The organism is Chryseobacterium subflavum (assembly GCF_055762745.1).
In genome coordinates this window covers 386,405-403,164 of sequence record NZ_JBVTMR010000001.1, presented here as the reverse complement: position 1 = coordinate 403,164, position 16,760 = coordinate 386,405, and the positions used below count along the sequence as shown (strand labels likewise).

Annotated in this window: 12 protein-coding genes; 4 read left to right on the top strand and 8 right to left on the bottom strand. The window is 35.8% G+C overall.

Annotated elements, in window-relative coordinates; all coding sequences use genetic code 11:
• Positions 1 to 42: 42 nt before the first annotated feature.
• Positions 43 to 1,848, top strand: a complete 1,806-nt coding sequence (locus tag AC0INN_RS01790; protein WP_172277480.1) for an ABC transporter ATP-binding protein — start codon at positions 43 to 45, stop codon at positions 1,846 to 1,848.
• A 75-nt stretch (positions 1,849 to 1,923) separates the two neighbouring features.
• Here the strand turns inward: AC0INN_RS01790 and AC0INN_RS01785 are convergent, their stop codons facing one another.
• Complete coding sequence (locus AC0INN_RS01785) at positions 1,924 to 2,625, bottom strand: CoA transferase subunit A (RefSeq protein WP_172277477.1); 702 nt, start codon at positions 2,623 to 2,625, stop codon at positions 1,924 to 1,926.
• Positions 2,626 to 2,734: 109 nt separating this feature from the next.
• Positions 2,735 to 3,343 (bottom strand): hypothetical protein, encoded by a 609-nt coding sequence (locus AC0INN_RS01780; protein WP_306611392.1) that lies wholly within the window; start codon positions 3,341 to 3,343, stop codon positions 2,735 to 2,737.
• Between the two features lie 236 nt (positions 3,344 to 3,579).
• On the opposite strand from AC0INN_RS01780, the gene AC0INN_RS01775 reads away from it, so the two are divergent.
• On the top strand, positions 3,580 to 3,954 hold the full coding sequence (locus AC0INN_RS01775) for a DoxX family protein (RefSeq protein ID WP_172277471.1): 375 nt from the start codon (positions 3,580 to 3,582) through the stop codon (positions 3,952 to 3,954).
• An 86-nt stretch (positions 3,955 to 4,040) separates the two neighbouring features.
• Here the strand turns inward: AC0INN_RS01775 and AC0INN_RS01770 are convergent, their stop codons facing one another.
• A complete protein-coding gene (locus tag AC0INN_RS01770) occupies positions 4,041 to 6,779 on the bottom strand; it encodes a fibronectin type III domain-containing protein (RefSeq protein ID WP_306611389.1) in 2,739 nt (912 codons plus the stop codon).
• Positions 6,780 to 7,076: 297 nt separating this feature from the next.
• On the opposite strand from AC0INN_RS01770, the gene rplS reads away from it, so the two are divergent.
• Positions 7,077 to 7,433, top strand: a complete 357-nt coding sequence (gene rplS / locus AC0INN_RS01765) for a 50S ribosomal protein L19 (protein WP_172277465.1) — start codon at positions 7,077 to 7,079, stop codon at positions 7,431 to 7,433.
• Between the two features lie 89 nt (positions 7,434 to 7,522).
• Here the strand turns inward: rplS and AC0INN_RS01760 are convergent, their stop codons facing one another.
• The 5 genes from AC0INN_RS01760 to rpsA all read right to left on the bottom strand — a co-directional run bounded on the left by AC0INN_RS01760 (position 7,523) and on the right by rpsA (position 15,122).
• Positions 7,523 to 7,966, bottom strand: a complete 444-nt coding sequence (locus tag AC0INN_RS01760; RefSeq protein ID WP_306611387.1) for an SRPBCC family protein — start codon at positions 7,964 to 7,966, stop codon at positions 7,523 to 7,525.
• Between the two features lie 145 nt (positions 7,967 to 8,111).
• Positions 8,112 to 9,107 (bottom strand): alpha/beta fold hydrolase, encoded by a 996-nt coding sequence (locus AC0INN_RS01755; protein WP_306611385.1) that lies wholly within the window; start codon positions 9,105 to 9,107, stop codon positions 8,112 to 8,114.
• An 82-nt stretch (positions 9,108 to 9,189) separates the two neighbouring features.
• Positions 9,190 to 10,173, bottom strand: a complete 984-nt coding sequence (locus AC0INN_RS01750; RefSeq protein WP_306611383.1) for an EamA family transporter — start codon at positions 10,171 to 10,173, stop codon at positions 9,190 to 9,192.
• A 127-nt stretch (positions 10,174 to 10,300) separates the two neighbouring features.
• On the bottom strand, positions 10,301 to 12,910 hold the full coding sequence (locus tag AC0INN_RS01745; RefSeq protein WP_273647405.1) for a T9SS-dependent M36 family metallopeptidase: 2,610 nt from the start codon (positions 12,908 to 12,910) through the stop codon (positions 10,301 to 10,303).
• A gap of 415 nt (positions 12,911 to 13,325) precedes the next feature.
• Positions 13,326 to 15,122: a 30S ribosomal protein S1 gene (gene rpsA / locus AC0INN_RS01740; RefSeq protein WP_172277450.1), complete on the bottom strand. Its 1,797-nt coding sequence runs from the start codon at positions 15,120 to 15,122 to the stop codon at positions 13,326 to 13,328.
• 322 nt (positions 15,123 to 15,444) lie between these two features.
• Here rpsA and AC0INN_RS01735 point away from each other — a divergent pair, with 322 nt between their 5' ends.
• Complete coding sequence (locus AC0INN_RS01735; RefSeq protein ID WP_273647404.1) at positions 15,445 to 16,752, top strand: DEAD/DEAH box helicase; 1,308 nt, start codon at positions 15,445 to 15,447, stop codon at positions 16,750 to 16,752.
• Positions 16,753 to 16,760: the final 8 nt, after the last annotated feature.

Here is a 16,760-nt window from a genome sequence, read left to right as displayed (position 1 = left end):
AGTCGAAATAATATCTCTAATTTTGCAACATTATTTAACAGAATGAAAATACTTTTAAAATACCTTAAACCTTACCAGTGGTTGATTATTCTTTCATTATTATTAGCAACCATTAACCAGGTATTCTCTTTATTTGCTCCGGCAATAACGGGTAATATTCTCGATAAACTGGTTACCCATCCTAATTTTTTTGATAAAGAAAAGCTTTTACCAAGAAACCTGAACCAATATTTATACGGGGACGGCATTTATCATGGTGTATTCTATTTCTTATCCCTCCTTATCGGAACAGCCATGGTGAGCAGGATCGCCAAAGCTTTTCAGGATTATGCAGTAAGTGTTATCACCCAAAAGTTCGGGGCAAAAATTTTCACGGACGGTTTAAAGCATTCTATGGCATTGCCATATCAGGAATTTGAAGACCAGAGAAGTGGTGAAACCCTTTCTATTTTAACGAAAGTAAGAGAAGATACTGTAAAGTTCATCAGTAATTTCATTAATATTTTCTTCGGAATTCTGGTCAGTATCATTTTCGTTGCTGTGTATGCTATCCGTTTACATTGGTCAATCATGCCGGTATACATTTGTGGAATATTTCTGATTGCATTCATCACGAATTTATTAAGCAAGAGAATAAAGAGTATCCAGAAAAATATTGTTTCGGAAACCACAGCTCTGGCAGGAAGTACTACAGAAAGCCTTAGAAATATAGAAATTGTAAAAAGTCTGGGATTAACCAATCAGGAAGTCATCCGCTTAAACAATAATACCTATAAAATTCTGGGGCTTGAACTTAGAAAAGTCAAAAGCATCCGTTCTTTAAGTTTTATCCAGGGAACAATGGTTAATTTTCTTCAACAGCTGATCACCCTGACTTTATTACTTTTAATTTTTAAAAATATTGTAACTCCGGGACAATATTTATCGCTGATGTTTTATGGCTTCTTTATCTTCGGACCTATGCAGGAGATCGGAAATATCATTATTTCTTATCGAGAGGCTGAAGCTTCCCTTCTTAATTTTGACCGTTTAATGAAAAAAACAGTCGAGGAAAAACCCCTTCATCCTAAACAGATCGGTGCTATTGAAGAATTGGAGTTCAAACATGTTTCTTTCAAACATCAATCAGCTCAGTATAAAGCGTTAAACAATATATCTTTTACCGTAAAAAACGGAGAAACAATTGCTTTTGTTGGTCCCAGTGGTTCCGGAAAAAGTACCCTGGTAAAACTTTTGGTTGGGCTCTATCGTCCTCAGGAAGGAAATATTTTTTATAATAATATCAATGGGAAAGAATTTGATTTTGATGAATTGAGGAATCAAATTGGCTTTGTAACTCAGGACACCCAGCTTTTTGCAGGAACCATTAAAGAAAACCTTCTTTTCGTAAATCCAAAGGCTACTGAGGTAGAACTTCAAATAGCTTTACAAAAATCAAGCTGTACTGCTTTACTGGAAAGGGCTGAAAAAGGCATAGAAACCGTAATTGGAGAAGGTGGATTGAAATTAAGTGGCGGGGAAAAGCAAAGAATTGCGATTGCAAGGGCTTTATTACGAAGACCTCACCTGTTAATTTTTGACGAAGCAACTTCAGCTTTGGACAGTATTACGGAAGAAGAAATAACTTCCACCATCAAAAGCATATCGGAGGAAAAAGAACAAATCACAGTATTGATTGCCCATCGTCTAAGCACCATTATGCATGCCGACCGTATTTATGTGCTTGAACGAGGCCAAGTCATAGAAATGGGATCCCATGATAATCTGATTGCCGAAAAAGGATTATACTATGCCATGTGGAGACAACAGATCGGAGAAAGGAAAATGGTAATTCCCGAAGAATCATAAGAAGAATCATAAATAAAGCGCCGGAAATATTTTCCGGCGCTTTATTTATATGAATACTGTCTTTCAAACAAAGACTTAATCTTTTTTCCTTACTGTTCTTTGCTCAATTCTCTTTTCGAATTTATCACCCTGGAATATTCTCTGAATCATAATTCCTGGAATATGGACTTCATTAGGATCTAATTCTCCCGGTTCTACCAGTTCTTCTACTTCTGCTATTGTAATTTTTGCAGCCCCGGCCATTGGATGATTAAAATTTCTTGCAGATCCTTTGAAGATCAGATTTCCTGCATGATCTCCTTTCCACGCTTTTACAATAGAGTAATCTGCATTATAGGCATGTTCAAGAATGTGAGGCTTACCGTTAAATTCCTTTACTTCTTTACCTGCCGCTATTTCAGTCCCATATCCTGCAGGTGTATAAAACGCAGGAATTCCGGCTTGTGCAGCTCTGCATTTTTCAGCAAGGGTTCCTTGTGGAGTAAGCTCAACATCCAGTTCCCCGGAAAGCATCTGTCTTTCGAATTCTGCATTCTCCCCTACATAAGAAGAGATCATTTTTTTAATCTGTCTTTTATGCAACAATAATCCCAATCCAAAATCATCAACTCCAGCGTTGTTGGAAATGCACGTCAGATCTTTCACATCACTTTCTACCAAAGCATTAATGGAGTTTTCAGGAATACCGCAAAGGCCGAATCCCCCAAGCATTAATGTCATCCCATCCTGAATTCCTTCTATAGCTTCCTTTGCATTTTTTACTCTTTTATCTATCATGAAATATTAGATTTTTCTGTTGGCTAAATTTAATAATTTTCTTTTAAATCAAGGCACACAGGATTTTTTATTTAAATAGATAAAAGTGAAACACCATTTTAGATAATTGCTAAAAATCCAGCAAACCATCAGAAAGGGCCTTCCATTGAATTTTAGAAATTCCCATCATTCCTCCTATGCCTACCATGATATTTCTGATCTTATCAATAAAAGAAGCATTAAAATTGGGTGATTCATTCCTTCCGTAAATTGCTGCCATTATTTCTTTGCCATTATTTGAGATCATAAAAGTTGACGTAGCTTTACTGCTGTAAAAGTGTGCTATACGGTTGTTTTCGGAGTTTCCCGGAATTTTGGATGGTCTGCAGGTTATACTAATACGTTCAAATGACCCTGTATGATAAGAGGAAATATTGACTATCTGTACCCAATCATATCCTTTTGCTTCTTTTTCTCCGGGACCAGGTATATCAATACGGATGTAATCATCAATTTCAGGAGATCGGTCAAGGGGTTTTCCTTTTGAATCATACAATTTAAAATCGGCTGTGAGAGTGCCACTATAATCTCTCCACTGATTCACTGAAAAAAATCTTTTTTTCAAAACAGAAAACTTTTGCTTGTTCAATTCAGGATCGTCAAATTGTTTTTTACTTTCAGTATCATGAAATCCTCCACTCTTTTGTTGGGGAACTCCCGGAATTTCTTTAGGTTTCATAATTTCATCTTTTAAAATTGAACATATAAGGAACTCACATTTTAGCTTTATTCACTGGTAAACTAAGATTCATAAAGTTAACCGGACCGGTAAAAACTATTTTATGACCAGGCTCATAAAACCAACAATTCCAATTACTACGACAATATACAGACCAAATCCTAATGGTCTGAATTTTGGAGTTCATGTATAAAAGAATTATAAAATTCTGAGTACATACAACCAATCACATTATTATGGAAACGAAAGACATATCAAGAATAGGACTTGGTGCATTTCTGATTACTGCAGGAATCAGTCACCTTACATTTGCAAGGAAAGAATTTCAGGCTCAGGTTCCCGAATGGGTTCCTTTAAAAAAAGATGATACGGTGGTATATTCCGGAATCGTAGAAATACTCCTGGGAACAGCAACGATCGTGACTCCTAAAAAGTATCGAAAAACAATGGGAAAAGTTGTTGCAGGCTTTTTTGCAGCGGTTCTTCCCGGAAATATTGCCCAATATAAAAACAGAAGGGATTCTTTCGGCCTGAACACCGATAATCAGAGATTCGCAAGACTTTTCATGCAGGCTCCTTTAATTGCATGGGCATTAAAATCCACGGATTAAAGTAAACTATTTATCTTCATTAGGTAATCTTTTGATAAATAAAAGAGGGAACAAATGTTCCCTCTCTGTACCTAATTAAAAAAGTGTTACTGAATAATCAGTTTTAAAGTAAATAACTTTCTTGTATGAACTTTTACAAAGTATACACCTTTAGGCAGATTTTCGTTGACTAAAGAAAAACGCTGATTGTGTACATTTTTAGATTCGTATAATAGATCTCCTGTAGCAGATAATAACTCAATCTTATCAATTGGATAATCGCTCTTGATAAATGTAGGTTCACCTGGCTTGGTCGGGTTAGGATACAACACTACATTTTTCTCAGTACTTTTTGAGGTTTCAGCAGTTCCTAATGTTGAAGAAGTTACCTGGAATTGCATTCTGTTTGAAACTTCAGTATAAGAATCATTGGTAAACATTACCATATAATAATTTCCGGGAGTTGTAGGTAAGGCAGCTCCATTCAATGTTTTTGTACCCTGAGTTATCCCGTCAAAATAAGTATATGAAACAAAATTATCGTCCGGCGTCTGAATATTTTGTGGATAAATACCCAGCCAGTCTTTGATAATTCCCGGAGAATCCGTCCATGAAGCTGTAATATTTTCGCCCAACGTATAAACAGGTTTGTTAATCCATAATTCGGTAACAATATCTCCTACTTTAAAAAACACTTTCTCACCGATTGCCGTATAACCATCTTCCAGAAAATATTGCGCAAAATAGTACCCTTTAGGGAGTCCGGTAAACTCAAGATTTCCAGCAGCGGTTGTTACATATTTATACATCGCAGAAGTATTGGTTCCCGGAGTTTGCCCCATCTTATAAATCCCGATCCAGTCTTTTACAAGATTGGGTCCGTTACTGAAATTTATTTTCACAGTTCCTCCTACCGGATAAGTATCTGAAGTGGCCTGAAGAACAACTTTAGGGCCTATATAGAAATTTTTTCTCGGTGTAATCTCCGTATATCCGTCATTGGCAAAAAATCCGGCAAAATACTGTCCTTTAGCTGCAAAACCATTGGTAAAAGTGGCTGTTCCCGCTGTTTGTCCGTTGGTATAAATATAGGCCTGCGAAGTTGATGTTCCCGGAACCTGCCCTTTTCTATAAACACCCACCCAATCTGTCTGATTACCTGGACCGCCTGTATAGGTTGCAGTTACGGGGGTATTTTGTAAATATTCTGTTTTATCCAGCGTAAATGTAGGATTTGAAACTACGCTTCCCGTTATTTCAAACTGCTTTACATCACTCCAGTCACTCCATTCCAGATTTCTGTCCCTGTATCTTGTTTTTACGTAATACACACCATTGGAAATAGAATTGGCGGGAAAGCTTACTTTCGTAATATCTACACCGGCATTCAGGTTTTTAGCCTTATCAGGAACTCCGTCCTTACCGAACCAATTTTCATAATCACGATAGAATTCTTTTTCTATCACCGAAAAATCTGCTGCTTTACTAATGAGGAATTGTGTTGTGTTTAAAAGCTCATTGTTGGGTGACGTAAAACTGCTTCCATTCAAAGTTAAGGGTAAAGTCACAGGACCTGAAAAAGTATTGGTGATCGTAGGCTTAACAGGTTTTGGCTGGTTTTTATATCTATGGAAAGAATCAACGAGCTCATTGTATTTTTTAGTATAGATCCCTCCAATCGAATAACATTCCACATCTACCTTACCATTGGCAACATCTACCTCTACGATTTGGTATGTCCAGTCGGTAAGTGTTTTCTGAACATCATCAAAATCCTGTTCTGTAGACATTCCCCAGTACTGATCCCATGCTGTTCCTCCGGATATAATCTGGTAAGTAGGGCTATCTTTTAATTGCCCTCTGTGATACAGGTGATGGTGTGCACCTACGTGCATCAGATATTTACTCGATGACGTTAGAAGAGGAACTGCATTATTTCTTACCCATGTTGAGATATCCCCTACATATTGCTCTGCCTGATAAGGCCTGTGGCTTAAGGAAATAATCCAATCGACAGTAGGATCGTTATTTGCAGCTGTAAGAATTTGCTGTAACCAGGTCTGCTGAGCCGTTCCCGTATGTTCAGAGCTTAAGCTGATAAACAAAACGTTCCCCGCTTGTTGCGCATAGTAATTTTCATTCCCGGAGCTGATATTTTTATATTTAATTTCATCGATATAAAAATGAGCATAATAAGAATTCATTCCCAATGTTCCATAGGTTTCGTGATTGCCCACAGTCGTCTGGATCGGAAGATATGGTGATAATTTAATATTCTTTTTAAAGTGGACATTTTCGTAATGATCAAGTGTCCCGACATCTACCTGATCTCCCACCATAAAAGTAAGGGCAACATTATCCGAAGGATCTGAGTTTGCCCCAAATTTTTGCTTTAATTTTTTAAATGCATTTAAGGTAAGTGTATCATACCTGGGTTCCGCTTTGATCTGATTATCTCCCATAATCAAAAAACGTATTTTACCGTCTGCCGTAGTAGGCTGTCCCGGCATGGGAAGTGTCCTGAAGTTGTAAATTACCGACTCGCTGGTTCCTGTTTTTATTTTATAATAATACTTTGTATTCGGCTGCAGATTATTGATTTTGGCCGTGTGATAATAGTAGTTATTATTATATCCCGTATCCGAAAATATATTGGTGGTTCCTGTTACCGTAACATTCAGGTTCGTCGGAGAATTCCCGTAGAGAACAGTAGTCTCATTATTGGAAGCGGTTTTCCAATTAACGATCATTGAATTTGGAGTCGGATTTTGCAAATAAGGAAATAAAGCCTGCCCAAAGGTCATCTGGACGACGATAAAACATAAAAGGAAGAAATAATTTTTCATAGCTAATAATTTTTAAATTGGCACTCTTCAATAATTTACTGTTTATCAGTAAAATAAGAAGAGTAACGGTTAATTTTTACTTCGTGCAAAAGTAAAATTCCCATGTAAACACAGTTTCATCATAAGGTGAAGGATATGTTAAGTTTTGGGATTTCAATGCATCAAAAATCTCTGTTCAATTACATTTAAATTTATTTGGATTATTCAAAACTAATTTTGTACATTTGCAACCTGTTATTCAACCTCTGACGAAAAACGTGTAAGTTGCTTAGCCTTAACATTATATTATCATTAATAATGGATTTATTAAAGTACGTACAAGAGAAGTACATTGCAAAAAAAGAATTCCCTGAATTCAAAGCAGGTGATACAATTACAGTGTATTACGAAATTAAAGAAGGACAAAAAACAAGAACTCAGTTCTTCAAAGGAACAGTTATCCAATTAAGAGGTACAGGTTCTACAAAAACTTTCACTATCAGAAAAATGAGTGGTGATGTAGGTGTAGAAAGAGTATTCCCTATCAACATGCCAGCTCTTCAGAAGATTGAAGTTGACAGAAGAGGTAAAGTTAGAAGATCTAGAATTTACTACTTCAGAGATCTTAGAGGTAAGAAAGCAAGAATTAAAGACGCTGCTTACAAAAAGAAATAATTCAGACAACAATACATACAAAAGAAGCTGTTTACTCAATGTAAGCAGCTTCTTTTTTTATATATAAGTTGTTTTATATGACTCTGATGCTATCCTGTAAACGGACTTCCCGTTCCTGTTTCAAGAAATAGTTTCAAACTATTGATAAATTGCACCCAGCCATTGGAACATATATGATAACATTCGACATCAGGATGCAAACCCCTATGCGTAAGTTTCAGCAGAATTCCATTCTCATTTTTTTCAATTTCCCAAACGATAGTCGTTCCAATCCATTCTGTTTGATTTTTCAGCTCTGGAAGACCGATTAAAGAATCTACAACATACCATACAATTCTTGATTCAGGTACAGCTTCCTTTACCCGAAATGTCTTGTGAATATTGTCACCAAATTGTATAGTAAATACATCATCGGGTTCCCGGGAAGATCCGTTAAACATTTCTGACCACCATAAAGGAATTTTCCGGGTCAAAGCTTCATATGCCTTTTCAGGTGTAGTTATTATTTCTATTGTATTGGTATAATTTTCCATAAATCCGTGTATTGGTAATACAATTTTATACAATTTATTTCGTGAAAAACTATACATATGGCAAGAAATGTTTTTAAAGTCAAAATTCTAAATCCACCTCTGTTTTTATTTCCGTTATGAACAGGCTAATTTCAAGAGTCATGTTTTACCTTATAAACTCATATAAGGCTTCAAAAAACCGGGGGTAAACCTCAATATGGGGAAGATGCCCTACATTATCGATTTCCGTTAGTCTGGAACCAGGTATCTGCTGTTGTGTCTTTTTTCCCAGTTCCTGATATTGCCCCATCCTGGATTGAAGCTCTTTAGGTGCCCTATCCTTTCCTATTGCAGTTCTATCCCTTGTTCCGATTATAAGCAAGGTTGGAGTTTTAATATTCTTAAATTCATAACAAACCGGTTGATTATAAATCATATCGGATGTGAGAGCAGCATCCCATGCCACAAGCGGATATTCTTTATGTAAAGTCCAACCAGCAATAAGATCCAGCCAGGGTTGATATTCTTTCTTCCATTGATTATCATAATAGAATTTTAGCTGATAATTTTTATAGGTTTCAGCTGTATTTTTAAGCTCCGACTGATATGCCTGATCAATAGTCTGGTATGAAGCAAAGGTCTTATAATCTTCCAGGCCAATCGGGTTTTCAAGGACAAGCTTTTGAACCCTCTCAGGGTAAAGTAATGTAAAACGGGTTGCCAGCATTCCTCCCATAGAGTGCCCCAGAACAATTGCTTTATCAATCTTTAATTCATCCAGTATTTTTTTTGTATTGTCTGCTAATTGCGAAAAAGAAAATTGATAACACTGAGGCTTGGAAGATTTACCAAATCCTATCTGATCGGGTATAATAACCCTGAAACCTTTAGCTGAAAGATCTTTCGCCGTTTGTTCCCAATACGCTCCGTTAAAGTTTTTCCCATGAAGAAGCATGATTACTTTTCCATTAGGTTCTTTAGGCTTTACATCCATATAGGCCATTTTCAGATGCTGATTCTGAGTATTCAAAGCAATAAAATGAACTTCAAAAGGATATTGATAGTTCGTAAGCATGGCATCTAACGGTTTTATCTGGGAAAACGATAAAAATGGTATCATAGATAGCATTAAAATCATAATGCCTTTTTTTAAATATTTCATGAATTCTTATTTATAGATTAAAATTAAAAAAACCGTTCCAAAAGAAACGGTTTTACTTATTATTTTCAACTTAATTATCTTTTCAGGACAGTTGTTCAGCAACTTTCAATTCTTTTTTTGCCGGTAAATTCATAAGTACAATAGCAAAAAGGATTAATGCAATCCCTGCCCATTGAACTAAAATTACTTTTTCACCCAACAAAACAAAAGCCATTGTCACAGAAACCGGAAGTTCCAGTGATGAAATAATGCTTCCCAAGCCCAATCCTGTATTTGGAAATCCCAAATTAAATAAAATGGGTGGAATGATAGTTCCAAAAACAGCAAGAACAAAACCATAGGTCCAGAATATAGAATAATCAAAAGAATGAATATGTTGAGTATTGTCGGTAAAATTTAAATAAATTGATTTAAGACCATCAAAATAGAGGGGCCCGATCTGAGCAAAGAAAAGGAATGCCAGAATAACAATAGATCCTCCTGAAAGCATTACCATACTTTTACGTAGGACGGGTAAATGTGTAGCCAGTGTATTAGAGGTGAACATCGTCAGAGTATAGGAAGCCGCTGCCATTAATCCCCAAAAAACACCATGCCAGTCTAATTCTATATCCACATTAATAAGATTCGTAGCCAATACAGTTCCTACTAGTACAATAATTGTAGCGACCACTTTCCTCACGTTGGGAAATTTTCTGGTCAAGAAACTTTCTACAACCACACTAAACCATACAGACTGCATTAACAAAACAATCGCTATTGAAACATTGATATATTGAACTGCGATATAGTAAAATAAACTTGTACACCCCAGTGAAGTACCTGCCAGCATCAGCATCCTAACTTCTTTTCGGCTTGGTGATGATAATTTTGTTTTTGATGTTAAAGTCTGGATAAAATTCAGGATCAGAAGTCCTACTAATCCTAATACAAACTGAGCAGTGGTTACTTCGGATGTGGTATATCCATCATGATAAGACATTTTAACAAATGTAGCCAACATTCCATAAACACTTGCACCAATACCCACTAGCAATACGCCTTTCAATAAATTTTTCTTCTTCATAATCTTTTTAACAGCCTGCAAAGGTACAATATAATAATTTAATTCACCAGGAGGTAAAAAGCTTATAGATAAATAAAATCACCCCAAGTTTTCCCTGGGGTGATTGAAACTGAATAAAAAAAACAGCTTATTTTTTAACGATTACTTTAGACGCAGCTTCAAAGCCAAGGCCTTTTACTTTTACCATATAAGTTCCGTTGATCAAGCGATCTGTAGAAATAGCTTTTTTAGCATCCGGAGAAATTTTATCTTCAGAAGAAACAAGCTTTCCAGACATATCATAAATTTCCACACTTACTTTACCCATTGTATTGCTTGGGAAATTGATGAAAAATTCATTTTTAGCAGGATTAGGATAGATAGAAATTGAGGTATTTTTTACAGATTTCACTTCATCAGTAGCCAATAACGGACATTCATCGGGAATTGTGAAATCCTGAATCTGATCATTGATATTTGTTTTAACTCCCGCACTTGCATTCACTCCTAAACCTCTTTTTGCAAAAGTTCTCCATATCATACATTTATCTACTCCTCCGGTAGTTGCCTGTTCTGCAGCTAATATCGCATTTCTTCCATCAATAAATGTTGGATTACAAACCTGAAGTTTTAATGCATCGGTAACAAGTTGTAATATTCTTGAACTACCATTTGTTGTATTAGCAGTAACATCGGCAGAATAACCATATTTTGCTACATACTGCCAATGCAGATCCCATAACATCGTAGCCCATACAAATCCAATTGAATGCACATCAGGAACTATATTTCCACTTTGATTCGTATATTCCATTCCATTGGTATCTCCATAGGTATAATCGTTGATCGTGAAGTCAGGAGAATATTTTGCAGGGCGGATTCCATCCCCATCCGGAAGCTGTCCTGCAGCATATGTTGCCATTCCTCTAGGAACAGAAGCATTATCTCCTATTTTATTGGTAAGCATTAAGGCAAAGAAATCCGACCATCCTTCACCCATTTGTTCTTTATCAGATGAAGCATTCAGACATCCATATCCAGTTCCCGTTAATCTGTTAGAAATTCCATGACCGTATTCGTGTGTTACGATTCCATTATCAAAGCTCCCATCTGGTGTAACGCTGGTTGCAGGATCATTCTTCAAAGTAACATTTACCGTTGTAGCAGCTGAAAGCTGGGTTTTAATATATTCTCCCTCTGCATTACTAATTAATACAGATGGAATAGTAACTGTTGCATCAGTCCCTGACATATTGCCAATGGTTGATCCATTTGCGGCATTATTATAGATAATGGCAGCAGTAGCTCCTGCATTCTGTAAATTCTTTGTTTTGATCACGAAAGCACAGGTTCCACGCTCAACCAAACCAATCTTCCCTGTAAGTGAACCTGCTGGTAATGCAGTACATCCATCTAATACGGATGATAATTGTACATTTCCAGTAACTCCAGTAGGGTTTAGTGCATTCCCGAATTCAGCAACACCAGCAGCGGGTTGGCGGGCTACCGCTGTACTAGGTGTATTATAGAAGAAAAGTCTATTTCTAGTCGACCATAAATACATCTGCATTCTCCCATTGTAATTATCCGGAGGACTGGAAAAGTTCGCGTTATTAGTACCTCCGCCATCTTGCGCTTCTGCATAAACTGAATCATCGTCTAATCCGCCAAGTCCAAAATTATTTTGCTGGAAATTTCTCGCAGATTCTGTAAATCCAAATTTATAAAATACATCATGAACCCTATTACTGATGTAGAACAGATTGGTAATTGCTGCACTTTGATTCGCTGCAGGAGTCCCATTGATACTAAAAGGAAAATTAAAATTTCTTGAAGCCCCTCCATCAGGTGAAAATCCAGGGTTATTTGTATTGGCTGTATCTTCGTAAGCATACACATTATTTCCTCTTGTATTGGTATAATGGGTTGTACCATCCGAATGCCATCCTTCTGGTGAGGAAGTCAACATCCATGGATTAGAAACTACAGATCTTGATCCAAATGTAGGCGCTTCCAGTGGCGTTGAAAATATATTGTAGCTTGCAGGATCAGCCAACAAAACCAAACTTTGCTGATAGCCTTTCTCAGGACCAACAAATGTATTATTATTCTCTATAGCTAATCCATCTGAAACATAAGAGTCCGGTTTAAAATTACAAGATAATGTTAAGTTATTCTTTTCTATGATTTTTCCATCATTGGCATCTACCAGAATATTCCAGTAATTGGAAGACTTTGGCTCCATCATAATAAACTCATAGGCTAAACGCAAATCTCCAGTAGACGTATTTGCATACACCAGCCTTTGTTTAGCTGATTTTGTATTATTTAAGCTTTTTTCAAAAAATCCAAGAATTGAAAAATCAGCAATCTCAGTGTTTCCAAGTTCATTTGCTATTTTCTGAAGAGCTGCTGTTTTATTGATTTGTGCAGAAACGGGAGTAGATCCTGTATAGTTCTTTACAAAATTATCTGTATAATAAACGATCTTACGATCTTTAATTAACGCAGTTCCTCCGGAACTGTATACAGGAATTCCATTATAAGTCTGTTGAAATTTTATAACATCACCATTTAATGACTTCGATGCATCCGTATTATCAATAACAAAATTAGTGAGATCGGACTTTTTATATTCTCTGATCTTATTCTGAGAAATATAGTCTTTGATAATCTGAGTATTTTCCTGTGAAAATAATTGTAAAGATGGAATAACTGCGAAAGCAGCAACCATAAGAGGTAGTTTTATTCTTTTCATTTATACTGAACAATTTTTAATATTGAAATTTATTAGACTTTATATTTCCTCATCTTACTTTGTGAAACATAATTTACTTAACCTTCCTTATATAATTAATATTAAGAAAACGAACAAAGATCAAATTCTGCGGATACAGCAAACAAAATGGATCGGGTTATATTTTTAATATACATTAATAAAGCCGCTAATTTACAAATATTTAATAATCAAAAATCATTTTATTTGATTTTATTATACACAACTAAAATCATAATTAATTTCCCTTCATTCAACTCAATTTTAAACATTTACATAATTCACTTCTTACAATTGAATTCTAGAAAACAGCATGATATTTTTAATAAAAATATCATAATAAGAAATAAAAAAAGCCACTCGTAAGAGTGGCTTCATATTCCTAAATGGTTAAGGATTATTTACCTTCTTCCATTTTTCTTTTTAATTCTGCTAATGCATCAATATCTCCCAATGTAGATCTTTCTTCGTTTGAAGAAGATGAAGAAGAAGTATTAGATCTGTTGTTAGATTCTTTTACATTTTTCTTTTCCTCATCTCTGAAGATACCTGTGTGAGATACTACTACTCTCTTGAACTCCTTGTTGAATTCGATTACTTTGAACTCAGCATCTTCACCTTTTTTGATTTTAGATCCATCTTCTTTCTCTAATAATCTTGAAGGGCAGAACGCTTCAACCTCAGCATCTTCGAATTGTACAGAAGCACCTTTATCGTGTACTTCTACAGCTTTACCAGCATGGATAGTTCCTTCAGCATATTTAGTTTCGAATTTATCCCAAGGGTTTTCAGTCAATTGCTTGTGACCTAAAGACAATCTTCTTGCTTGGATATCTAATTCCAATACGATAACATCTAATTTGTCTCCTACAGCGCAGAATTCAGATGGATGCTTGATTTTCTTAGTCCAAGAAAGATCAGAAATGTAGATTAAACCGTCGATACCTTCTTCCAACTCTACGAATACACCAAAGTTTGTGAAGTTTCTTACAGTTCCTACATGCTGAGATCCAACAGGATATTTAGCTTCGATATTTTCCCAAGGATCTTTAGATAATTGTTTCATACCTAGAGAGATTTTTCTATCTTCTCTATCTAAAGTAAGTACTTCAGCTTCAACTTCATCACCTACTTTTACAAAATCACCAGCAGATCTCAAGTGAGTAGACCAAGACATTTCAGAAACGTGGATCAATCCTTCTACACCTGGAGCGATTTCTACGAATGCACCATAGTCAGCAAGAACTACTACTTTTCCTTTTACTTTATCTCCAACTTTCAGGTCAGCAGAAAGAGCATCCCAAGGATGAGCTTCTAATTGCTTCATACCTAACTGGATTCTTGTTTTCTCATCATCGAAATCAAGGATAACAACTTTTACAGTTTGTCCATCTTCTAAGATTTCAGATGGGTGGTTCACTCTAGACCAAGAAAGGTCTGTAATGTGGATCAATCCATCTACACCTCCTAAGTCAATGAATACACCGTAAGAAGTAATGTTCTTAACAGTTCCTTCAAGAACTTGTCCTTTTTCAAGCTGAGCGATGATTTCTTTTTTCTGACCTTCGATATCTGCTTCGATCAATGCTTTGTGAGATACTACTACGTTTTTGAATTCAGGGTTGATTTTCACAACTTTGAACTCCATAGTTTTACCTACGAACTGATCGTAATCTTTAATTGGCTTAACATCAATTTGAGAACCTGGTAAGAATGCTTCGATTCCGTGTACGTCAACGATCATACCTCCTTTAGTTCTAGATTTCACAAAACCGTTAACGATTTCTCCAGTTTCGTGAAGTTCGTTTACTCTATCCCAAGCTTTAAGCGTTCTTGCTTTTCTGTGAGATAATTGTAATTGTCCAGTTTTGTCTTCTCTTCTGTCAACCATTACTTCTACCTCATCACCTACTTGTAATCCTTGGTTATAACGGAATTCGTTAAGAGAAATAACACCTTCTGATTTGAAGTTGATGTCTACGATAGCTTCTTTATCAGTTAATCTTACAACTCTACCAACTAAAACGTCGTTATCGTTTAAGCTGTTTAAAGATCCGTTGTAGATTTCTTCTAAATCACTTTTTTCTTTTCTCGCATCTGCATCAAGACCTGATTCGAATGAATCCCAATCAAATTGTTCTGGTGCTACGTTTTGGTTTAATAAAACCTCTGCTGAATTTGTCTCTTTTGACATTTTCTAATAAAATTTGTATTCCTTCTTTTTTAACGGTTTGAACAAATGTGGATTTAAAAAATACGGAAGTAATTAATTTTTAATAATTTACCTCTTCAAACCTTGACCACAAAAAGTGGGTGCAAATATACTAATATTATTTAATATAAACAATATTTTAATCCGCAGAGACGTCACACCTAAATGCCTGATTGTCAAAATTAAAATCATTAAAAGATTAAAATACATCTTCACCAACAATCTTTATAACAAATAACAACTTACAGCTTAAGACTCTAAAGACTCTAAATTCCTAGCCACCTATTTTCACTATCTTTGCCCAATGGAACTACAATCAATTTATCAAAAACTGCAAATTCAGGATATGAATCAGATGCAGAAATCTACTTATAAAGCTTCTGAAAACAATACGGATATTGTATTGCTCTCTCCTACCGGATCAGGGAAGACGCTTGCTTTTTTATTTCCGGTTTTAAGAAATCTGAAAAAAGACGTTCAAGGAGTCCAGGCATTGATATTAGTTCCGGCCAGAGAATTGGCTCTACAAATTGAACAGGTGTTCAAGTCAATGGGAACGGATTTTAAGGTTTCCGTTTGCTATGGTGGCCATGATAAAAAGATTGAGGTTAATAATTTAATTGAAGCTCCTGCCGTATTGATTGGAACACCGGGAAGAGTTGTTTACCATCTGAGAAACAATAATTTTGATCCTAAGACAATTAAGACATTGGTTCTTGATGAGTTTGATAAAGCATTAGAGCTAGGCTTTCATGATGATATGGAATTTATTTCTAATTCTTTAAAAGGGTTATCCCAAAGAATTTTAACTTCTGCAACTGCCATGGATGAAATCCCTTCATTTACCGGGCTGAAAGATGAAAAAGTAATCAGTTTCCTTAAAGAAAACGATATAAAACCTGATTTACAATTGAGAAAAGTAATGACAATTCCGGAAGAAAAGCTGGATACACTTTTCAATCTTGTTTGTAAAATCGGGAATAAAAGAACGCTGATTTTCTGTAATCACCGTGACGCAGTAGACCGTATTTCCGAGCTTCTTCATCAAATGGGAATTGACAGGGAAACATTCCACGGGGGTATGGAACAGGACGAAAGAGAACGGGCTTTACTGAAATTCAGAAATGACTCTGCAAGAATCCTAATCACAACCGACCTTGCCGCCCGGGGACTTGATATACCTGAAGTAGAGTCTATTGTTCATTATCAACTACCTCCCAAAGAAGATGCTTTCATTCACAGAAACGGACGTACCGCGAGGATGAATGCTAAAGGTTTTGTTTACCTTATCATGACAGAGGAAGAAAATTTTCCTTTTATCAAAAATAATACGCCTGACGAAAGTGTTTCAGGATATGATAAAGTTCCTGAAAAGACACCTTTTCAAACAATTTATATCAGTGCAGGTAAGAAAGACAAAGTTAATAAAGTAGATATTGTGGGTTATCTCATTAAAAAAGGAGAATTACAAAAGGAGGATATCGGGCTGATTGAAGTGAAAGACACAACATCATATGTTGCCGTTTCCAGGAAGAAAGTAAATTCATTGTTAAAGAAATTATCCAATGAAAAGCTTAAAGGAAAAAAAGTCAAAATGGAGATAGCGTATTAAACGACATC